Raw genomic sequence first — 20,847 nt, 5'->3', positions numbered from 1 at the left:
TGTCTCAGGCGGGCGGCGAAAGTCGTTGGTGGACTGGGGTTGAGAGCAGGACGCCTAGACGTCGAGGAAGCGCACATCCTTGGCGTTGCGGGCGATGAAGCTGCGGCGGGCCGCGACGTCCTCGCCCATCAGCACGCTGAAGATCTCGTCGGCGGCGGCAGCATCGTCGAGTGTCACCTGACGCAGCACGCGCACATCCGGATCCATGGTGGTCTCCCACAGCTCCTTGGCGTTCATCTCGCCCAGACCCTTGTAGCGCTGGATGCCGTCGTCCTTGTTGATCTTCTTGCCGGACTGCAGACCCGCCTCGAGCAGGCCGTCGCGCTCGCGATCGGAATAGGCGAACTCGGGCTCGGCGCCCTTCTGCCACTTGAGCTTGTACAGCGGCGGCTGCGCCAGATAGACGTGGCCGTGCTCGACGAGCGGTCGCATGAATCGGAACAGCAGCGTCAGCAGCAGGGTCGCGATGTGCTGGCCGTCGACGTCGGCATCGGCCATCAGCACGATCTTGTGATAGCGCAGCTTCGAGATGTCGAACTCGTCGTGGATGCCGGTGCCGAACGCCGTGATGATCGACTGGACCTCATTGTTTTTGAGCACCTTGTCGATTCGAGCCTTCTCGACGTTGATGATCTTACCGCGCAGCGGCAGGATCGCCTGGTACATCGAGTCACGGCCGCTCTTGGCGGAACCGCCGGCCGAGTCGCCCTCCACGATGTAGACCTCGCAGAGACTCGGGTCGTTGGAGCGGCAGTCGGCGAGCTTGCCGGGCAGGCCGCCGATATCGGTTGCGCTCTTGCGCCGCACCAACTCTCGCGCCTTGCGGGCCGCCATGCGAGCCTGCGCCGAGTCGGCTGCCTTCTTGATGATGGCCTTGGCCTCAGCGGGATTCGACTCGAACCAGTGGTTCAGGTGCTCGTTGGCCACCTTCTGCACGAAGCTGCGGACCTCGGTGTTGCCGAGCTTGGTCTTCGTCTGACCCTCGAACTGCGGGTCGGCGACCTTCACCGAGATGACCGCCGCGAGTCCCTCACGGATGTCGTCACCGGTGAGCTTGCCGTCCTTCTCCTTCACCAGCTTCTTGTCGGCCGCATACTTGTTCACGGTCGACGTCAGCGCGGAGCGGAAGCCCTCCTCGTGGGTGCCGCCCTCGTGGGTATTGATGGTGTTGGCAAACGTGTGCACCGACTCGGAGTAGCCGCTGTTCCACTGCATGGCGATCTCGACCTCGTGGCCGGTGCCCTTCGCCGTGAACCCGATGATCGACTGATGGATCGGGGTGCGGCTGGTGGTCCGATTCAGGTGTGCGACAAAGTCTTCGAGGCCGCCCGGGTAGTGATAGGTCTTGGTTCGCGGCTTGGCCGACTTGACCGGTGCATCCTCGACGGCTTCCTCTGCGACCTCGTCGTCGGTCTGCGCATCCCCGTCCGCGTCAGCGGTGCCGACCGCCTCGGCCTGCTCGATGTCGTCCGACTCCACGACGTGGCGCGGCCGTTCGTCGGTCAGCGTGATGGTCAGGCCCTTGTTCAGGAAGGCCATCTCCTGCAGTCGACGCGCGATCGTCTCGAAGCTGTATTCGGTGGTCTCGAAGATGTCGGGGTCGGCCCAGAAGCGCTGCGTGGTGCCGGTGCGCTTGGTCGGCCCACCCTGCACCAGCTCGCCGGGCTTGGCGTAGTTGTACTCCTGAGTCCAGTGGTAGCCGTCGCGATCGATGTCGACGAGCATCCGCGTCGACAGCGCGTTGACCACCGAGATGCCGACGCCGTGCAGGCCGCCCGACACCGCGTACGACTCGCCGTCGAACTTGCCGCCGGCATGCAGCTGGGTCATGACGACCTCGACGGTCGGGACGCCGGTCGCGTGCATGGCGACCGGAATACCGCGGCCGTCATCGACGACCTGGACGCCGCCGTCGGCCAGCAGCGTGACATCCACCCGGGTCGCGAATCCGGCCATCGCCTCGTCGACCGAGTTGTCCACGACCTCCCAGATGAGGTGGTGCAGGCCGCGCTCGCCGGTGGACCCGATGTACATACCGGGACGCTTGCGCACGGCCTCGAGGCCTTCGAGAATGGAGATCGAGTCGGCGCCGTAACTGCTGCTGCTCACCTTCTTCTTGGCGGCTGGCTTCTTCGCGGGCTTCTCAGCCTTGTCGGTCGTCTTGTCGGCGTCGTCGGCCACAGTTCTCCTCGATGTCGATGGGCACAAGCGTGCCCCGTGACGACGCGTCCGAGAGCGTCGTCACAACCCGGATTACATACTACTGGTTGGCTCACACAGAGTGGGGTCGCCTAGCCGTCTAACACGCGCTCTGGCGGATTTTTTTCCGCCAAACTGACACGCGACGACGGTGCGCGGCTAATTCGAGCTTCTGCGAGAGATGAGCGTCCCCCGTCCGGGCCCGGTCCTGGCGGGTCAGCCGTAGGTGTCCCGGGGCCCGCGCCCGCGGACGTGAAACTCCCCTTTTCGCCAGGACGGGGCTCGCGGACCGGTGATCCGCAGGCTCGTGACCACCCCGTTCCCCACGGCCGCGGCGATCTTGCCGAGGATCTGCTGCTGCATCAGCCGCAGCTGGGTCGCCCACGCGGTCGACTCCGCCTGGATATGCAGAACACCGTCGCGCAGGACGGTCGGGCGGGCGTGGCCCGCGACATCGGGTCCGACGACCGTGTCCCAGGAACCGAAGATCGACCCCTCACTGATCCGATCGCCCCACCCGCGGCTCCGAGCAATCTGTCCAGCGAGCCGGCCGAGCGGCTGCGGATCGTTGGCGTCGGGCCGCGGACCGCTCCATCCGCGCCGGGCCGACCGCCGCGAGCCGCCCGACGTCTTGCGCGCCGACGACCGGCCCTGACCGACCGATTTGCCGGCGGCCCGGGCCGCCGCCCGGGCGTCCTCGAGGGCCTTGCGGGCCAATTCGTAGCCGGTCGGTTCGGCCGGTTCGTCGTCGGTCATGCCGTCACCGCCGAGTCGACCTGCGAGATCCGCTGTCCGTCAATCTCTTTCATGACGACGGCGATTCGGTTGCCGGCGAGCTCGGCCGGAATGTCGTCGGCCACCGCCGCGGTGATCAGCACCTGTTCGGCGTCACGAACATGTGCCACCAGCGCCGCGCGTCGGGCCGCATCGAGTTCGGCGAAGACGTCGTCGAGCATGAGAACCGGCTCGGCGCCGTCGGCGCGGATCAGCTCGACCGAGCCGAGACGCAACGCCAATGCCAGCGACCACGACTCCCCGTGGCTGGCGAATCCCTTGGCCGGTTCGGCACCGAGCCACAGATCGACGTCGTCGCGATGTGGCCCGATCAGGCAGACGCCGCGATCGATCTCCTTCGAGCGCACTCGACCCAGCTCGGACAACAACCACTGCCCGAGCTCCTGCGCATCCGCCGGCTGGTCGGCCGTTGGTGCCGGCGCGTCCTCGCCGGAGCTGCGATATCCCAGTCGAACCGGCCGCGAGTCCGGTGCGATGGTCGAATATGCCTGCACCACATGCGGTTCCACGTCTCGCAAGACGTCCAATCGGGCCGCCATCACCTGGCCGCCGAACTGCGCCAGCTGCTCATCCCAGACATCGAGGGTGCTGATCACCGATTCCGCATCGGCGCCACCGCGCCGCATCGCCGACGCCGCCGACTTCAGCAATGCGGTCCGTTGCCGCAGCACCCGGTCGTAATCGGTCTTCGCCGCCGCGGCCGCCGGACTGCGCATCGCCGCCAGTTCGTCCAGGTACCGCCGGCGTTCCGCCGGGTCGCCGCGCACCAGCTGCAGGTCCTCGGGCGAGAACAGCACCGATCGCAGGACGCCGAGCACATCCCGCGGCCGCCGCCGGGGCGCGCCGTTGATCAGGGCCTTGTTCGCCCGACCTGCGGTGAGTTGCAGTTCGACGGTCAGCTCGCGGCCCGAATTCTCCACCGTTGCAGCGATCGTCGCGGATTCCGCGGTCGTCCGGATGAGCGGGGCATCGGTTGACACGCGATGCGAGCGCAACGTCGCGACGTAATACAGCGCCTCGATGACGTTGGTCTTGCCGAATCCGTTGCGTCCCACCAGCACCGACACACCCGGGCCGAACTCGAAGTCGGCCGACGACCAGGAGCGGAAGTTCTGCAACCGCAGACTCCGGACGAACATCGCTATCCGGACTCATCCGCAGAACGCATGGTGTGCCCACCGAACTGATTGCGCAACGCCGAGACCGCCTTGAGCGCGGGCGAGCCGCCCTCCTGACGCGAGGCGAACCGCGCGAACAGCGCCGCGGAAATGACGTTGGCCGGCACCGAATGCTTGATCGCCTCTTCGACGGTCCAGCGGCCTTCACCGGAATCGGTTGTGTAGTCGGAGATCTGGGAGAATCCGGGATCTTCCTTCAGCGCGTCGACCAGCAGATCCAGCAGCCAGGACCGGATCACCGTGCCCTGCGTCCACGCCTGCAGCGTGCCTTCGACGTCTTCGATCAGCGGTTCGGCCGACAACAGTTCGTAGCCTTCGCCGTAGGCGTGCATCAGCCCGTACTCGATGCCGTTGTGGATCATCTTGGCGTAATGGCCGGCGCCGACCGGGCCCGCGTGCACGAATCCGTCGGCCCGGTCGCCCGCCGGCCGGAGGGCATCGAAGATCGGCATGGCTCGGTCGATGTCGGCGGGACTGCCGCCGGCCATCAGACCGTAGCCGTTGTCCAATCCCCACACGCCGCCCGAGACGCCACAGTCGATATAACCGATTCCCTTGGCGGACAACAGCTCCGCATTGGGTTGGTCGTCGCTGTACTTCGAGTTGCCGCCGTCGATCACCAGATCGCCCGACTCCAGCAGTTCGGCCAACGACCGCACGGTGTCGCGGGTCGGATCGCCGGACGGCACCATGATCCAGACGACTCGCGGGCCGGTGAGGCCCTTGACGAGGTCGGCCAGCGACGCGACATCGCTCACCTCGGGACGTGGATCGAAGCCGATGACCTCGTGGCCCGCCCGCTGCAGCCGGGTGCGCATATTGGCACCCATCTTGCCCAGGCCGATCAGTCCGAGTTGCATCGTGGTCCTCCCGACTATCCCCGATCGATCCGAATCATTTTGCCGCGCAGCACCTGGTGAAGGGCGATCAGCCCGGCAGGCGCACCGGCATCAGCAGATATGTGTAGTCGCCCGACGGCGCCGGGTACTTGCCCGAATCATCGGCCGTCGGCTCCGACGCATCGTCGTGCGCGCGGAGCACGGCGGGCCGGCTCGGCGTCGTGAAACCGAAGTCCACATACTGCGTGTGCAGCGAGCCCAGTCCGTCGAGCAGGTATCCGGGGTTGAAGGCGATGGTCAGCGGCTCGCCGTAGAACTTCACCTCGAGTTCTTCCTCGGCCTTGCCGGCATCGTCGCCGCCGGCCGACAGGGTCACCGAGCCGTCGGAGAATTCCAGTCGCACCTGGGCGCCGCGCTCGGCGACCAGCGCGACGCGCTTGATGGCGTCCGTCAGCGGCGCGATCTCGATGATCGCCACCGAGTCGTGGCTGGCCGGCAGCAGCTGCCGGAACTTCGGGAATTCGGCGTCGAGCAGCCGGGTTGTGGTCTGTCGGCCGCTGCCGAGGATGCCCAGCAGCCCGGCCGCACCGATCGAGCTGCCGGTGCCGAAGGCCAGGCCGACGCCCGAGCCGGCCTCGCTCGCAGCCGTTTTCGCCGACTCGGACAACGTCTTCGCGGGGACCAGAACGGCGGTGGCCGGCGGCGTGCCGACCGGCTCCCAGGTGAGTTCGCGCACCGCGAGGCGGAATCGGTCGGTCGCGGCCATGACGACCTTGTCGCCGTCGACCTCGACGCGGATGCCGGTCAGCATCGGCAGGGTGTCGTCCCGCCCGGCCGCGACGGCGACCTGCGCGATCGCCTCACCGAACAGCTGCTGCGGGATCGAGCCGGTGGTCTCGGGAATCTCGGGTAGCTGCGGGTAATCCTCGACCGGCATGGTCGGCAGCGAGAACTTCGCGCTGCCGCAGGTGATCGCGACCCGGGTGCCGTCGACGGTCACGTCGACGGGCTTCGCCGGCAGCGACCGGGTGATATCGGCCAGCAGCTTTCCGGACACCAGAACTTGGCCTGCGTCGGCGATCTCGGCGGGGATGACCACCTGGGCCGAAACCTCGAAGTCGAATCCGGAGATCGTCAGGCCCGCGTCGCCGGCATCCAGCAGGACGCCGCCGAGCACGGGCACCGGCGGACGGCTGGGCAAACTACGTGCGACCCAGGCAACGGAATCTGCGAATTCGTCACGCGCCACCCGGAATTTCATGCTCGTTCTGCTGCCCTTCGTCCGTGCTCACCAGGTGAACACCATGCCTGCGTTCGCCGCGACATCGATCCGCGGTCGTGGGATGCACTGTATCGCGAACGACAGCTTTGAGCGGGCGGGCCGGTAACCCGGACGAACGCGCGTCCACAACTGTTCATCCACACACCTGTTTTTAAAGAGGTCCTGTGATGGAGAAATTCTTCGTAGTAATAGGGCATGTGGATTCTGTGGATAACAGCTCGTGCGCGCTGGTCGCCCGGCGCGGCCGATTGTGAACAGAAGTCGAATGGCCGGGGGATGACGGTGACCGGTCGGTGGACAACTGTCATTTGTTCGAGCTCGGTGCACTGGTTGTCCCCAGTTTGCAAGAGTTATCCACGGGGTTGTCCACAGCTGGGGAGAAGTCGCTTGCGTCACACCAGTAACAAAAGTTGTGCTTCAGAGTCTCGTCCTGACCTTGAGAGTCGGCGCTCGCACGGGGTCCGAAACGACAGCTGCCGCCCCAGAGCCTGGGACGGCAGATGATCAAGAGCAGGGAAATCAGCGCTGCGAGCGCTGTTTGACCCGCGCGGTGAGCTCCTGGATGTCGTTGTACGTCTTCTGACGCTCCTTGATGTCCTTGCCGATCTTCTTCACGGCGTACATCACGGTGGTGTGGTCGCGGTTGAAGTGTTCGCCGATCTTCGGCAGCGACAGCTCGGTGAGCTCCCGGCACAGGTACATCGCGATCTGCCGGGCGAACGCCAGCTGCCGATGCTTGCCCTGCCCCCGCATGTCCTCGACACTGACGTCGAAGTACTCGGCGGTGGCGGCGATGATCGTGGCCGCGGTGATCTCGATCGACGCCGAATCCGGCAGCAGGGCCCGCAGCACGATCTCGGCCAGCGACTGATCGAGTTCGGTCTGGTTCAGCGACGCGAACGCGGTCACGCGGATCAGCGCGCCCTCGAGCTCGCGGATGTTGCGTTCGATCTTGGACGCGATCAGCTCGAGGACGTCGTCGGGCACCTTGATGTTGTCCATCTGCGCCTTCTTGCGCAGGATGGCGATCCGGGTCTCCAACTCGGGCGGCTGGACGTCGGTGATCAGACCCCACTCGAACCGGGTTCGCAGCCGATCTTCCAGTGTCGCAAGCTGTTTCGGCGGTCGATCGGACGACACGACGATCTGCTTGTTGGCGTTGTGCAGGGTGTTGAAGGTGTGGAAGAACTCTTCCTGGATACCTTCCTTGCCCTCGAGGAACTGGATGTCGTCGACCAGCAGGATGTCGACATCCCGGTAGCGACGCTTGAACCCGACGCGGCGGTCGTCACGCAGCGAGTTGATGAAATCGTTCGTGAATTCCTCGGTGGACACGTACATCACGCGCATGCCGGGGAACAGTCGCTGCGCGTAGTGGCCGGCGGCGTGCAGCAGGTGCGTCTTGCCGAGCCCGGACTCGCCCCAGATGAACAGCGGGTTGTAGGCGCGGGCCGGCGCTTCGGAGATGGCGACGGCCGCGGCGTGGGCGAATCGGTTCGAGGCACCGATGACGAAGGTGTCGAAGGTGTACTTCGGGTTGAGGCTGGTGTTGCTCACGCCCGTGCTGGACGAACCGGACTCGCTCGGGAAGAAGCTGGACACCCAGCCCTCGCGGGAGTCGCCGATGGCCTCGGCTTCGCGGCGGTCTTCGCGGCGCTCGAGGAAGCTGGGTCCGACGGGTGACTCGGTGTCGGCGTCGTCGCGCGGTGGGGCGGCGTCGATCACCAGCGGCGTCGATTCACCGTCGGCCGGCGGACTGGTTCGGACGCCGAGATCGACCGATTCACCGAGCAGCCGCGACAGGGTGGCGACGATCGGTTCGCGCAAGCCGCGTTCGATCTGCTCTTGGACGAACTGATTCGGCACGCTGAGCAGGGCGAATCCCTCGGTCAGGGTCAGCGGCTGCACCAGCGAGAGGTAGGCCTTCTGCTGGCGGGTGATGCTGCGAGTCGAATCGCTCTCGTCTCCGAGTTCCTTGACCACCTGCTGCCAGACTTCGCTGAAGCTGGATCGGGCCGGTCCTGGTTGCGAGGGGTCGGAGGGCTGCGACATTGATCCTCCTGTGAGCTACGTCTCGGCGATGATGGTCGCGCCCGCCCGCATTCGCCGATGAATCGTCAAGCTCAACCAATTGTGCACACTCTTATCCACAGCTGTGTACAAATGCAAGCATTGCCCCAGGTAACGGGGATTCTGGAAAGCGTGATCGGTCGCGCAGCTCGGCGACTGTGCTCCGCTAAACGCTGTTGCAGAAGCTAACAGAGCCCCTGTCGAGCAGCAACACGACGGCACAGATTCCGCAGTAGAGCAAGGATCCGACGCTTCTCGGAGTGTTGCTGGTATGAATCTGACGTTGAGAGTCGTGGCGAATCTGCTGGTGAGGGGGCGGTTGCCGGCCCCGGTCGGCGATCGGAGGCGGTTTGACCGGTCGTGGGGTCGATCAGTACCCTCGATAAGTCGCTCAACGAGCGTGTGGCTGCCGCGCGCGATCAGTCGATTCGTCCCTCCGGGGGTCCGAACCTGATCGCCGGCGATCATGCCTGTTGGGCTCCGAGACCAGCTCGAACACAGAGACCACCTCTATTACAAGGAGTTCAACCCATGGCCAAGGGCAAGCGCACCTTCCAGCCGAACAACCGTCGTCGCGCCAAGGTGCACGGCTTCCGTCTGCGTATGCGGACCCGTGCCGGTCGTGCGATCGTCGGCAACCGTCGTCGCAAGGGCCGCGCCAGCCTCACGGCCTGATCGCTGTCGGCTCACGCCTCGGCTAGCTGATCTCCCGGTGCTGGCACCCCATCACCGGCTCACCCGCCGGTCTGATTTCACTCGCACGCTCAAGTTCGGTGTGCGAGCGAACCGTCGGCACTTCGTCGCCTATGTGGATCGTCCGGAGTACGCACCGGGCCAAGTCTTGGTCGGTGGCCCGCGATTCGGGCTGATCGTCGGCAAGTCCGTCGGCAATGCGGTGACGCGGCATGCGGTGTCCCGCAAGCTGCGCGCGGCCGCGGCCGGCAATACCTCGATCGATCCGCAGACCATGGTGGTGCTTCGGGCGCTGCCCGCGGCCGCGCAGGCGAGTTCGACCATCCTGGCGGCTGAGCTCGCCGGTGTCCTATCCCGCGATCCGGTCGATCGAGCCTCTCGATGACCGACTCCGCCGAACCCGAGATCACGCCGATCAACAGTGGCCCACGGAGCTGGGCGTGGAAGTCGGTCGTCTTTCTGGTGCAGCTCTATCGCACCTGGGTCTCGCCGATGCGGCTGCCCACCTGCCGATTCGAACCGACCTGCAGCGCTTACGCCGTCGAGGCGTTGACCACGCACGGGTTGCTGTACGGCGGTTGGCTCTCGATCATCCGGCTGCTCAAGTGCGGACCCTGGCACAAGCCGGGCTACGACCCCGTCCCCGAACGCACCACCCGAGTTCTTTCACAACTTAATCCCTTGCGCCGCAACACTTCTGGTGCGCAATCAACTAAGGAGCACACAGTTTCGTGCTGAACTTCATCTACTACCCGGTTTCGTGGATCATGTGGTTCTGGCACTGGGTCTTCGACGCGATCCTGCCGAACTCGCCGAACTGGAACGGCATCGCCTGGGCACTGTCGGTGGTCTTCCTGGTCTTCACCCTGCGCGCGATCCTCTACAAGCCCTTCGTCAAGCAGATCCAGACGACGAAGAAGATGCAAGAGATTCAGCCGCAGATGCAGGCGATCCGGAAGAAGTACAGCAAAGACCGGGTCAAGATGAGCGAGGAGATGCAGAAGCTCCAGCGGGAGCACGGCTTCAATCCCCTGCTGGGCTGCCTCCCGATGTTCATGCAGATCCCGGTGTTCATCGGCCTGTTCCATGTCCTGCGCTCGTTCAACCGGATGGGTACCGGTATGGGCCAGCTTCACATGAGTGCGGAGCAGACCCGGAGCATCGGCAACTACGCTTTCAGCCCGGAGTTGGTGCGGAACTTCCTGGACTCCCGCCTCTTCGGCGTTCCACTGTCGGCGGCGATCAACCTCCCGAAGAATGAGTGGATCGCCTTCGTCGACACGATGAAGCCGCAAGACATCGACTTCACCCGGATGGACATCGTCTATCTTGCCGTGCCGCTGATGATCCTGTCCTCGATCGCCACCCATATGAATGCGCGCGCGTCGGTGGCCCGTCAGACGCCCGAGGCGCTGGAGAACCAGCAGACCCGGATCATGAACCAGCTGTCGCTCTGGATCTTCCCGCTCGGCATCCTGGTGTCCGGTCTCTTCTTCCCCGTCGCGATCCTCCTCTACTGGATGGCGAACAATATCTGGACCTACGGCCAGCAGCATCTCGTGTTCGGCCGCATGGCCAAGCAGGAGGCGATCGAGAAGGCCGCTAAGGCGGAGAAGCTGAAGGCGAACGCGCCGAAGCCCGGCGTGAAGCCCGATCGGCAGAAGAAGGCCGTCGGGAAGGCAGCCGACGGCGATGCCACCGACGGCGAGCCCTCGAGCGCGGATGCTGCGGATGCCACGGATGACGACGCGGCGGACACCTCGCCCGACGACAAACCGACTCCTCCCCCGGCACCGAAGAAGCCCGCACCGAAGAAGCCGGCGCCGGGCAGTCGACCGGCCGGACAGAACAAGCGACCGAATCAGAATCAGCGCAAACGCAAGAAGCGTCGCTGACGCACCGCTCGATCGCGACAAGACTTATCCCCCACTGAATATTGAGGTAGCTACATGACTGCAGTGCACTCCGACGGCCCGGATTCGCCGGAGACTTCCGAGACCCTGACCGACGACGCGGCCGTCAACCCGGCTGACGAGTCGACCGCTGACGCGGGGGGCGAGTCGACCGCTGAGGCGGGGGGCGAGTCGACCGCTGAGGTGGCGGCCGAGTCCGATGATGATGGCGAGAGCTCGTCGCAGGAGGACCGCCTCGTCGAGGAGGGCGAGATCGCCGGCGATTATCTGGAGCAGCTGCTCGACGTTCTGGACTACGACGGCGACATCGATCTGGACGTCGATGGTGACCGCGCGATCGTCAGCATCGACGGCGGCGGTAAGGAGCTGTCGAAGCTCGTCGGAAAGAAGGGTGAGGTTCTCGACGCGCTGCAGGAGCTGACCCGTCTCGCCGTGCAGCAGGCGACCGGCGACCGCAGTCGGCTGATGCTGGACGTCGCGCGCTGGCGTGCCGATCGCCGCGAGCGCCTGGCCCGGCTCGGCACCGAGGTGGCCGAGCGGGTGAACGCGGAGGGCGGACGCGAGTCGCTGGATCCGATGACGCCGTTCGAACGGAAGATCGTCCACGACGCCGTTGCCGCCGTCGAGGGCGTGACGAGTGAGAGCGAGGGTTCGGAACCGAACCGCCGCGTGGTCGTCCTCAAGGTCTAGCTAGGCTTAGCGGAGGGCCCCGACCAATTGGGTCGGGGCCCTTTTTGCTTTCCGGACCACAAACTACATCGATGTGATTTGGAGCGTGTTTCACGTGAAACCGACCGACCCGGAGGAGACGCGGGCGCTGGAATCGGCCCCGTCGGTGTTCGGTGCGCGGCTGCCATTGGCAGAGCGCTATCGGGATCTGCTGGCGACCGATGGCGTCGATCACGGACTGATCGGGCCGCGCGAGGTCGACCGCCTGTGGTCGCGGCACATCATGAACTCGGCCGTGATTGCGGAACGGATCGCGGAGGGCGCTGTTGTCACCGACATCGGGAGCGGCGCGGGGTTGCCCGGTCTGCCGCTCGCGATCGCGAGGCCGGACTTGATCATGACCTTGGTCGAGCCACTGGAACGACGCGCCGATTTCCTGCGCCGGTTCGTCGATGCCGCGGGGCTGTCGGTCGCGGTTGTGCGCGGGCGAGCTGAGGAGCCGGCGACGATCGAGGCCGGCGGGATGGCGGATGTCGTCACTTCCCGAGCGGTGGCGTCGATCGACAAGCTTGCCCGCTGGAGCACTCCCCTGATCCGGGTCGGCGGCAAGATGATGCCGATCAAGGGAGCGTCCGCGTCGGACGAACTCGCGAAGCATTCGAAGGCGCTAGCGAAGGCGGGGCTCAGCGACCCGCAGGTGTTGTCCTGTGGCGTCGGGCTGCTGGAGACGCCGACCACGGTTGTGGAGCTGACCCGCACCCGTCGCTGAGCAAGTTCGACACCTGGCGGGTCGCCGCCACCAGATCGTCTGGTTATGAACTACTAACCCTCCGGCTCGCCCGGTTGGAATCAGGCCCGCGAGGGCCCAGAATATTGAGGGGTACGAAGTGCTGAGAAACATCGGGCGAAAGGGTCGAGACTTGAGCGGTCAGGCATCGTCGAAGGACTCGACGGCGAATCAGAACCCCGCGGTTTCACGTGAAACCGTTTCACGTGAAACCGGCGGCGAGGTCGATACCCCGATCGCCATCGCGGCTGAGCGCGCCAGCCAGGTGCTCACCCCCGGCGGTACCGGCGCCCTCCCCCGCCCCGCGCAGCGCCGCATCCTCACGGTCGCCAATCAGAAGGGCGGGGTCGGCAAGACCACGTCGACCGTGAACCTGGCGGCCGCGCTCGCACTCCACGGGCTCTCGGTACTCGTCATCGATCTCGACCCACAGGGCAACGCCAGCACCGCGCTCGGGATCGACCACCGCTCGGGCGTCCCCTCGGTCTACGAGATGCTGCTCGGCGAAGTCGGTCTGCGCGAGGCGATCGCCGAGAGCCCGAACAACAAGGGGCTCTACTGCGTGCCGGCGACACTCGATCTGGCCGGCGCCGAGATCGAACTCGTCTCGATGGTGGCTCGCGAGAACCGGTTGCGGAACGCGATCGATGACGCGGTTCTCGACGAGTACGGCATCGATTACGTCCTCATCGACTGCCCGCCGTCGCTCGGCCTGCTGACCATCAACGCGATGGTGGCCGCGCGCGAGGTGCTGATCCCGATCCAGTGCGAGTACTACGCCCTTGAGGGCGTCAGCCAGTTGCTCCGCAATATCGAGCTCGTGCAGTCGCATCTCAACAAGGAACTCTTCGTGTCGACGATCCTGCTGACGATGTACGACGGCCGGACCAAGCTCGCCGATCAGGTGGCCGACGAGGTGCGCAAGTATTTCGGCGACAAGGTGCTCTCCACCGTGATCCCCCGGAGCGTCAAGGTGTCCGAAGCACCCGGGTTCGCGATGACGATCATCGGTTATGACCCGGGTTCGCGTGGTGCCATGAGTTATCTGGACGCGGGCCGCGAGCTCGCACATCGAGGAGGACAGCAGTGAGCACCCAGCAGAGCAAGCCGAAGCCGACGGCCGGCGCGCGGTCGAACCGGGGCGGTCTCGGACGCGGTCTCGCCGCACTGATCCCGACCGGCCCGGCCGACGACGAGGCCGGTACCCCCGGCGGACCGGGTCTGGGTTCGCAGGCGGCCGACGTCATCATCGGCGGCGGCGCGGGTCGCGCCACGGGCTCCCCCGACTCTGCACCGGGCCCGGCCGACGACGCATCGGAAGTCGGCGCGGTCTATCGCGAGATCAAGCCGTCGGATATCCAGCCCAATCCGCAGCAGCCGCGATCGGTCTTCGACGAGGAAGCGCTCGCCGAACTCGTCCACTCCATCCGGGAGTTCGGGCTCATGCAGCCGATCGTGGTGCGCGCGCTATCGGCGCCCACCCCCGAGGGGCACCGGTACCAACTGGTCATGGGTGAGCGTCGCTGGCGCGCCAGCCAGGAGGCCGGACTGGAGGCGATCCCGGCCATCGTTCGCGAGACCGCGGACAGCGACATGCTGCGCGATGCCCTCCTGGAGAACATCCACCGCGTTCAGTTGAACCCGTTGGAAGAGGCGGCGGCGTATCAGCAGCTGCTGGAAGAGTTCGGCGTGACTCATGACGAACTCGCCAATCGGTTGGGTCGTTCGCGCCCCGTCGTCACCAACATGATCCGACTGCTCAAGCTCCCGGTCCCCGTCCAGCGCCGGGTGGCGGCCGGCGTGCTGTCCGCCGGACACGCGCGAGCGCTGCTGTCCCTCGAGGCGGATGCCACCGAGCAGGAGGCGCTCGCGGCGCGGATCGTGGCCGAAGGCATGTCGGTCCGCGCGACCGAGGAAGCGGTCCATCTGATCAACAAGGGCGACGGCGGTAGCGCGCCGGCGAAGCCGAAGCGCCGGCCGATGCAGATGCCGGGGCTCCAGGACGTCGCCGATCGGCTGTCGGATCGCTTCGATACGAAGGTGTCGGTGAACCTCGGCAAGCGAAAGGGCAAGATCGTCGTCGAGTTCGGGTCGGTTGATGACCTCGAGCGGATCGTCGGACTGTTGGACGGAAAATGATCCGAAATTCCAGGTACCAGGGGATTACGACAAAACGTCACTGTGACGCCACGGTCGATTTCCGTCGAAACCCGTTGTAACACAATAAGTTTGACGGCCGGCCCCATCCGGGCCCGACGACATCGACGCAATCCCTTATTCTGAGAGAAATCGCGCGACTGAGCGCGGTCGGGGAGCCGAAGTCGGCGGCCATCGAGCAGAAATCGTCAGGAGGCGTCGGGCCCGTGTCCTTCTCGATCTCCGCGTTGACGTTGGATCAGTTCGACAACCTGCCGCGGCACGTCCGCCGCTGTGTCTTCTGGGAAGTCGATCCGGAGAATCTCGGACAGCTGGCGGGCGGATCGCATGGACCGGGGTCGGCCGCGGATTTCATCTCCGAATTCGACAAGGAGGCGTGGGTGTCGATGGTGCTCCTCGAGTGGGGCACCTGCGCACAAGTCGCGACATTGCGCACCGATGACTCGGTGCCCGGAGTGATCCCGGGCGGCCTACAGACGATCGGCACCGCCTTCTACGCGCCGCCGGGTCTGGTGCCGCGGGCCCGCCACTTCCCCACCTCGCCCGTCAGCCCGGACGCGGTACTGCTCACGTCCGTGCGCGCCAATCCGGGGATGCCGGGTGTCGCCGAGAGCCTGTTGCAGGCGGCGATCGAGGACCTGACCCGGCGCGGCGTCCGTGCCGTCGAGGCCTTCGGAATCGTTCGATCGTCCGACGACGCCGGCACGGTTGCGGCCGAACTGCTGCGGCCGGTGGAGGCGTGCGTCAGCTGCATGATCGACGAGCACTTCCTGACCGACGCCGGCTTCACGGTCGTCGCCCCGCATCCGCGGTTCCCGCGACTGCGACTGGAGCTCGACCAGGGACTCGGCTGGAAGGCGGAGGTTGAGGAGGCGCTGGCGCGGCTGCTGCTGACATCCACCATTCCGGCGATGACGGAGATCGAGCGGGTACCCGCGGCGGTGCCTGCGGGAGCATCGTCCACGGGCCGGCCGATCAGGCCCGGGGCGGGGTCAGCGCGCTAGCGAGTTCTGCTCGGCGGCAAGCAGTTCGGCGAATGTGTAGGTGCCGGTGGGCTGGTCGTTCTTGCCCAGCAGGTACAGCCGCTTGACCGCGACGAGAATCGCATAGGCGATCGTGTCCCGCTGGTGCGGATCCGACAGGATCGCACTGTCGCCGAAGTTGCTCAGGTAGCCGAGGTCGATCTGCACCGCCGGCATCCGCGTGAGTCGCAGGATCTCCCAGGTGCGCTCGTGAGAGCGGCAGTCCTGCAACGGCGTTCGCGCAACGATCTCACGCTGGACGAAACCGGCCAGGCTGCGGCCGATCGTCGAATGCGATCCGTGCGAATTGCCGAACGCGAAGGTGGCGACACCGTGCGCCGCCGGATTGGAATAGGTCGCGCAGCGCAGCGAGATCATCAGGTCGGCATCGAAAGAGTTTGCGGTGCGGGCGCGTTCGGCATCGGTCGGCGACTGACCGGCCGCGCGCGACAGGTAGGTCTCCATGCCGGCGGCCGCCATCTTGCCCTCGAGCAGCGAGGCCAGATCCCACATGATCGCCGATGCCAGTTCGGCATCGGCGGCCGACATGTCGGAGCTGCCCGAGCCCGGATCGATGACGATCCGTTTGCCCGACAGCTGCGGTCCGGAATCGCGGACCCGCTCGACCTCATGGATCCGGTGCGGCGATCCGCCGGTGACGCGCGTGCCCAGCAGCTCCAGCGAGCGCAGGGTCTTCGGTCCGCAGATGCCGTCCGGAGTGAGGCCGAAATCGGACTGGAACTGTTGCAGCGCACTGTAAGTCAGCTCGCCGTACTTGCCGTCGGCGAGTCCGGTATAGAAACCGAGGTTGAGCAGCCGGGTCTGCAGCTCGGCGATGTCGTCACCGGTCATCGGCGCCGACAGCTGGTAGCTCAGGACCCGCGAGCCGAGCCGGTAGGAGGCGGCACGCAAGACCTGGTAGGTCTCCGGGCCGACGAGTCCGTCGACGAGCAGCCGGCGTTCCTGCTGGAATGCGCGTACCGCGTGGTCGGTCGCCGCGTCGAACGTCGGATCGGCGGCGTGAAGCGCGTCGTCGTCTGCGAGCAGGCCCAGCTCGGTGAGATAGGCGCGAATCTCGGCGACGGCCGAGCCGTGGTCACCGAGGCGGAGAACCCGCATGCTCGCTCCTCTCGCGCGGCGATGGATAGCTCTGCGTACATCATGGCGCAGGGCGGAACCATATGAGTGTTACAGGTCGGTCCGAACACGCCAAATGCCGAGCGATGTGTCACATCCCTCGGCATTTATCCGCGGCGGTATCGCCCATACCGGGCGAATCGTCGGGGTACCGATCAGGCCGGGGCGCCGAGTACCGGCTCGAGCTCGCGCAGCAGCGCGGCCTTGCCCTTGGCACCGACGATCGTCTTGCTCGGCTTGCCATCGACGAACAGGATCATGGTCGGGATCGACATGATCTGGAAGTCGCGCGCGACATTGGGGTTCTGGTCGACGTCGACCTTCGCGATGGTCAGCTTGTCGGCGTGATCGCGGGCGATCTCGTCGAGAACCGGGGCGACCATCTTGCACGGTCCGCACCAGGTGGCCCAGAAGTCGACCAGGACCGGCTTGTCGGCGCCGGCAACGACGTCGGCGAACGTCGCGTCGGTCGCCTCTACGGTGTTGGCTCCCATGTGAATCTCCCTGTCTTCCTTGGTATTACGCAGTAGTTGCGACTAGGCGGAGGCGGCGGCGGTCTCGACGACCGGGGCGGCGGCCTGGTCGGCCAGCCAGCGCTCGGCGTCGATCGCGGCGCGACATCCGGTGCCGGCCGCGGTGATCGCCTGCCGGTAGGTGTGATCGACCAGGTCGCCCGCAGCGAAGACACCCGGAATAGAGGTGTAGGTCGATGAGCCATCGGTCAGCACATAGCCCTCGTCGTCGAGATCGACTTGACCGCGGACCAGCTCGCTACGCGGATCGTGGCCGATCGCGACGAACATGCCGGTCACCGCCAGCGTCGACTTCTCGCCCGACTCGCGGTCGGTCAGCTGCAGGCCGGTGACCCCGGTCTCGCCCTCGACGCCGTCCACGAGCTTGTTGGTGAGGAAGCGGATCTTCGCGTTCGCGCGGGCGCGTTCCAGCATGATCTTCGACGCGCGGAACTCCTCGCGCCGGTGCACCAGCGTGACCGACTTGGCGAACTTGGTGAGGAAGGTGGCCTCCTCCATCGCCGAGTCGCCGCCGCCGATGACCGCGATGTCCTGGTCCTTGAAGAAGAAGCCGTCGCAGGTGGCGCAGGCGGACACGCCGCGGCCGAGGAGATCCTGCTCGCCCTCGACGCCGAGGTAACGGGCCGCCGATCCCATCGCGAGGATGATCGCGCGGGCCCTGATGACCTCGCCGCCGACCTCGACCTCTTTGACGTCGCCGGTCAGGCGCATCGCGTCGACATCCTCCATGCGCAGGTCAGCGCCGAACCGGAGCGCCTGCTCGCGCATCTCGTCCATCAGCGCCGGGCCCATGATGCCCTCGCGGAAGCCGGGGAAGTTCTCGACCTCGGTGGTGGTCATCAGCGCGCCGCCGAACTGGGTGCCCTCGAAGACGATCGGCTTGAGTTCGGCACGCGCGGCGTATACCGCGGCCGTGTACCCCGCCGGGCCCGAACCCACGATGATGATGTCGTGGACGGTGTCGTTCTCGGTTGTCATCGGTCCTCCGCTTCGCTATCCGCTGGGGTCAACGTCAGCGTAGTTGGAAACCTTCCCGGCGCCGCGCGGCACCGGTAGGAAGCGGTGTCTCAGCCGCCGATGACGTCCTTGCTGATCGTCGCGGGGTGATCGGCGTCGCAGTCGGCGCCGACGACCAGTGCGGTGAATCGTCCGGCGGTGCCGGTGGGTAGCAGGATCACGGCCGCCTGCCGGTCCTGCACCGTGATCGGCCCGGTCCCGAGGACCGGGGTGTCGGCCGAGTAGCCGTTGGCGACGAGACAACGGGCCCGCGCGTCGGTGTCGGCGAAGGGGGTCGGCGTCGTGCGGCCGATGATGGACAACAGCTGATGCCCGGTCGGTGTCGAACCGGGCTGACCGGGCTGCGCCGTATCGGTCGGGTCCGATGCGGAGGAGCCGGAGCCGGTGAGCGTGACGGCGGCGATCACGCCGGCGACGACGGCGGCCACGGCGCCGCCACCGATCAGCCAGGCGCGCCGACGACGCCGATGGCGCTCCAGGCTGACGACGTCCCCGCGGGCGGTAGTGGCGGTGTCGGCCCGCACGGTGGCCAGGGCCGCATCGATCTTGGCCTGAGCGAACTCAGGAATGGGTTCCGGATCGGGTGGACCCAGTTCGCCGAGCCGGCGGACTATATCGGCGATATCGGCGTCCTGGGACGGGCCGTCGGCATCGCGACCACCGTCGCTGCGATCTGCCACTGTCCAACGCCTCCCTCACCCGATCCGCGGCTTGGCCCCTCCCCCGAATGGCCTCTCGACATCTATGACGCGCGGCCGCGTCGCGGGGTTCCATCGCCTGAATGACAACGTTCGGCGATGTCGTGCACCGGCGTTTAGCGTTAAGCCGAGCCGAGCCGAAATCGATGTTCGCACAGACGAGGAACAATCTCATGCAGCAGTATCCCGAAGCGGGAAATCAGCAGCCGTATCCGCCGCAGCAGTACCCCGGGCAGCCCCAGCAGTACGGGCAGCCCCAGCAGTATGGGCAGCCGCCGCATGCGCAGCCGGGCTATCCGCCTCGGCCGCCGCAGCCGGGCTATGCCTACGGTCGGCCGCCGCAGCCGGCAAGTGGTACGCCCGGCAGCGGCAAGGCACTGTTCACCGCCTGCTGGAAGATGCTGCAGCAGGACAAGCAGCTGCTGTGGCTGCCGATCATCGGCTTCGTCGGCGCGCTGATCGCGGCGGTGGCGCTGTTCGTGCCCGGGTTCTTCCTAGGCGACGGGCTCGGCGGCGACTCTGGTACCCGATTCGGTGTCTATGTCGGCGGCATCCTGGGCGCCTTCGCCGCGTCGTTCGTCTCGATCTACTTCCAGGCGGCGCTGATCATCGGCGCCAACATGCGGGCCGACGGCTACCAGCCGACGGTCGGCAACACGCTGCGTGCCGCCGGCCGCCTGGCCGGCAAGATCCTCGCGTGGGCGGCCGTCACCACGACCGTCGGCGCCGCGATCCGCGCGATCGAGCAGCGGTTCGGCTTGATCGGCCGGATCCTCGGGATCGTCGCCGGAATCGCCTGGGCCATAGCGTCATACCTGGTGCTGCCGGTGATCGTGGTCGAGGGACTGGGGCCGGTCGCCGCGGTCAAGCGGTCGTCCCAGCTGCTCAAGCAGACCTGGGGCACCGGGCTGCGCACGAATGTTCGGGCCGGGCTGATTCAGTTGGCGCTGATGATCATTCCGATCCTGGCCGTCGTCGGCGGCATCTTCCTGATCATCAGTGCGCCCGCGCTCGGCGTCGTTCTCCTCGCGGTGGGCGTGATCGCGCTGTTCGCGATCGGCCTCGTCTTCGGCGCGATCAACGGTTACGCCCGCACGCTGATCTATCGGTATGCGACCGGTCGACCGATTCCGCTCGCCCCGGAGCTGGTCTCGGCGGCGTTCACGGCCAAGCAGCCGGCCTACGCCGGTCCGGCCGGGCCGAGCCAGTACTACCAGCAGCGCTGATCTGAAACGAAATCGCTTGGGAGGCCGTCGGACTCAGTTGAGTCCGGCGGCCTCCGAGCGTAGGTGGGCCAGTACTTCGGCGAGCCGGGCGCGGCCGCGGTGGCATCGGGATTTGATGGTGCCGGATGGTACGCCGAGGCGCTTGGCGGCCTCGTTGACCGAGTAGCCCTCGATGTCGACGGCGACGACCGCGGCCCGCTGGTCGGCGGGCAGTACGTCCAGTGCGCGGCCGATGGACACCGAGAGGTCGACGGCAGAGGTGGCATCGCGGGGATCGGCGAGTTCAGGCAGGAACTCGAAGTCGGGCAGCGGCACGGTGATCCGTGATCGGTTGTGGCGGATCCGGTCGAGGCAGGCGTTCACGACGATGCGGTGCAGCCAGGATCGGACCTGAGAATCGGCCCGGAATCGAGCGGCCATCCGATGGGCGTTGAGCAGTGCTTCCTGCAGGGCATCGGCCGCGTCGTCGGAACTCTGGCTGGTCCGCCGCGCCACTGCCCAGAGGTAGTGCTGATGCCTGCGGATCAGCTCGTCGAACGCCCCGACTTCGCCCGCGACATGCGCCGCGAGCAGCTGCTCGTCGGTACGTGGGTCCGCCGTCATTCCAGAGAGGCTAGATCAAATCGGACAAA

The 20,847-nt window shown here is 66.4% G+C and carries 21 protein-coding genes; 10 read left to right on the top strand and 11 right to left on the bottom strand.

Annotated features, from left to right (window positions below; all coding sequences use genetic code 11):
- Positions 1–54 precede the first annotated feature (54 nt).
- The 6 genes from gyrB to dnaA form a co-directional block, all read right to left on the bottom strand.
- Positions 55–2,181: a DNA topoisomerase (ATP-hydrolyzing) subunit B gene (gene gyrB / locus G341_RS0101445; RefSeq protein ID WP_018177324.1), complete on the bottom strand. Its 2,127-nt coding sequence runs from the start codon at positions 2,179–2,181 to the stop codon at positions 55–57.
- 234 nt (positions 2,182–2,415) lie between these two features.
- Entirely contained in the window at positions 2,416–2,955 is a 540-nt protein-coding gene (locus tag G341_RS0101440) for a DUF721 family protein (RefSeq protein WP_018177323.1), read from the bottom strand.
- On the bottom strand, positions 2,952–4,133 hold the full coding sequence (gene recF, locus G341_RS0101435) for a DNA replication/repair protein RecF (RefSeq protein WP_018177322.1): 1,182 nt from the start codon (positions 4,131–4,133) through the stop codon (positions 2,952–2,954). Before recF ends, G341_RS0101440 begins: the two co-directional genes overlap by 4 nt.
- 2 nt (positions 4,134–4,135) lie before the next feature.
- Positions 4,136–5,032, bottom strand: coding sequence for a phosphogluconate dehydrogenase (NAD(+)-dependent, decarboxylating) (gnd, locus tag G341_RS0101430; protein ID WP_018177321.1), 897 nt, complete (start codon positions 5,030–5,032; stop codon positions 4,136–4,138).
- A 67-nt stretch (positions 5,033–5,099) separates the two neighbouring features.
- Complete coding sequence (gene dnaN / locus G341_RS0101425; RefSeq protein ID WP_018177320.1) at positions 5,100–6,272, bottom strand: DNA polymerase III subunit beta; 1,173 nt, start codon at positions 6,270–6,272, stop codon at positions 5,100–5,102.
- Positions 6,273–6,812: 540 nt separating this feature from the next.
- Entirely contained in the window at positions 6,813–8,345 is a 1,533-nt protein-coding gene (dnaA, locus tag G341_RS20655) for a chromosomal replication initiator protein DnaA (RefSeq protein ID WP_051092567.1), read from the bottom strand.
- A 549-nt stretch (positions 8,346–8,894) separates the two neighbouring features.
- Here dnaA and rpmH point away from each other — a divergent pair.
- The 9 genes from rpmH to G341_RS0101370 all read left to right on the top strand — a co-directional run bounded on the left by rpmH (position 8,895) and on the right by G341_RS0101370 (position 15,586).
- Complete coding sequence (gene rpmH, locus G341_RS0101410) at positions 8,895–9,038, top strand: 50S ribosomal protein L34 (RefSeq protein ID WP_018177317.1); 144 nt, start codon at positions 8,895–8,897, stop codon at positions 9,036–9,038.
- A gap of 37 nt (positions 9,039–9,075) precedes the next feature.
- Positions 9,076–9,441 (top strand): ribonuclease P protein component, encoded by a 366-nt coding sequence (gene rnpA / locus G341_RS0101405; protein WP_018177316.1) that lies wholly within the window; start codon positions 9,076–9,078, stop codon positions 9,439–9,441.
- Positions 9,438–9,794: a membrane protein insertion efficiency factor YidD gene (yidD, locus tag G341_RS20650; protein WP_018177315.1), complete on the top strand. Its 357-nt coding sequence runs from the start codon at positions 9,438–9,440 to the stop codon at positions 9,792–9,794. Before rnpA ends, yidD begins: the two co-directional genes overlap by 4 nt.
- Positions 9,788–10,951, top strand: coding sequence for a membrane protein insertase YidC (gene yidC, locus G341_RS0101395; protein ID WP_018177314.1), 1,164 nt, complete (start codon positions 9,788–9,790; stop codon positions 10,949–10,951). The genes yidD and yidC overlap by 7 nt, the downstream gene beginning before the upstream one ends.
- A 54-nt stretch (positions 10,952–11,005) precedes the next feature.
- Positions 11,006–11,659, top strand: a complete 654-nt coding sequence (locus G341_RS0101390) for a Jag family protein (RefSeq protein ID WP_018177313.1) — start codon at positions 11,006–11,008, stop codon at positions 11,657–11,659.
- Between the two features lie 85 nt (positions 11,660–11,744).
- Positions 11,745–12,407 (top strand): 16S rRNA (guanine(527)-N(7))-methyltransferase RsmG, encoded by a 663-nt coding sequence (gene rsmG / locus G341_RS0101385; RefSeq protein WP_155826697.1) that lies wholly within the window; start codon positions 11,745–11,747, stop codon positions 12,405–12,407.
- 151 nt (positions 12,408–12,558) lie between these two features.
- On the top strand, positions 12,559–13,515 hold the full coding sequence (locus G341_RS0101380; protein WP_018177311.1) for a ParA family protein: 957 nt from the start codon (positions 12,559–12,561) through the stop codon (positions 13,513–13,515).
- Positions 13,512–14,564, top strand: a complete 1,053-nt coding sequence (locus G341_RS0101375; RefSeq protein ID WP_018177310.1) for a ParB/RepB/Spo0J family partition protein — start codon at positions 13,512–13,514, stop codon at positions 14,562–14,564. The genes G341_RS0101380 and G341_RS0101375 overlap by 4 nt, the downstream gene beginning before the upstream one ends.
- A gap of 224 nt (positions 14,565–14,788) precedes the next feature.
- Entirely contained in the window at positions 14,789–15,586 is a 798-nt protein-coding gene (locus tag G341_RS0101370) for a hypothetical protein (protein WP_018177309.1), read from the top strand.
- On the opposite strand, the gene G341_RS0101365 is transcribed toward G341_RS0101370, so the two are convergent.
- From G341_RS0101365 to G341_RS20645, 4 genes are all read right to left on the bottom strand, one after another.
- Complete coding sequence (locus tag G341_RS0101365) at positions 15,575–16,723, bottom strand: N-acetylmuramoyl-L-alanine amidase (protein WP_018177308.1); 1,149 nt, start codon at positions 16,721–16,723, stop codon at positions 15,575–15,577. The two genes, G341_RS0101370 and G341_RS0101365, sit on opposite strands and share 12 nt — an antisense overlap.
- 173 nt (positions 16,724–16,896) lie before the next feature.
- The gene (gene trxA / locus G341_RS0101360; protein ID WP_483790094.1) at positions 16,897–17,241 is read right to left on the bottom strand and encodes a thioredoxin; all 345 of its coding nucleotides are present in this window, start codon (positions 17,239–17,241) and stop codon (positions 16,897–16,899) included.
- Positions 17,242–17,277: 36 nt separating this feature from the next.
- Positions 17,278–18,252: a thioredoxin-disulfide reductase gene (trxB, locus tag G341_RS0101355; RefSeq protein ID WP_018177306.1), complete on the bottom strand. Its 975-nt coding sequence runs from the start codon at positions 18,250–18,252 to the stop codon at positions 17,278–17,280.
- 89 nt (positions 18,253–18,341) lie between these two features.
- Positions 18,342–18,971, bottom strand: a complete 630-nt coding sequence (locus G341_RS20645) for a hypothetical protein (RefSeq protein ID WP_018177305.1) — start codon at positions 18,969–18,971, stop codon at positions 18,342–18,344.
- Positions 18,972–19,162: 191 nt separating this feature from the next.
- Between G341_RS20645 and G341_RS22835 the strand changes: the two genes are divergently transcribed.
- A complete protein-coding gene (locus G341_RS22835) occupies positions 19,163–20,215 on the top strand; it encodes a DUF6159 family protein (protein WP_018177304.1) in 1,053 nt (350 codons plus the stop codon).
- A 33-nt stretch (positions 20,216–20,248) separates the two neighbouring features.
- Here the strand turns inward: G341_RS22835 and sigM are convergent, their stop codons facing one another.
- Positions 20,249–20,818 carry an RNA polymerase sigma factor SigM gene (gene sigM, locus G341_RS0101340; protein ID WP_018177303.1) on the bottom strand — a complete coding sequence of 190 codons (570 nt, stop codon included), beginning with the start codon at positions 20,816–20,818 and terminating at the stop codon, positions 20,249–20,251.
- Positions 20,819–20,847: the final 29 nt, after the last annotated feature.

Source organism: Jongsikchunia kroppenstedtii DSM 45133 (genome assembly GCF_000380485.1).
Classification (GTDB): Bacteria; Actinomycetota; Actinomycetes; order Mycobacteriales; family Mycobacteriaceae; genus Jongsikchunia; species Jongsikchunia kroppenstedtii.
The sequence above is the reverse complement of the archived record's forward strand: the minus strand, read 5'-3'. Positions and strand labels throughout refer to the sequence as shown.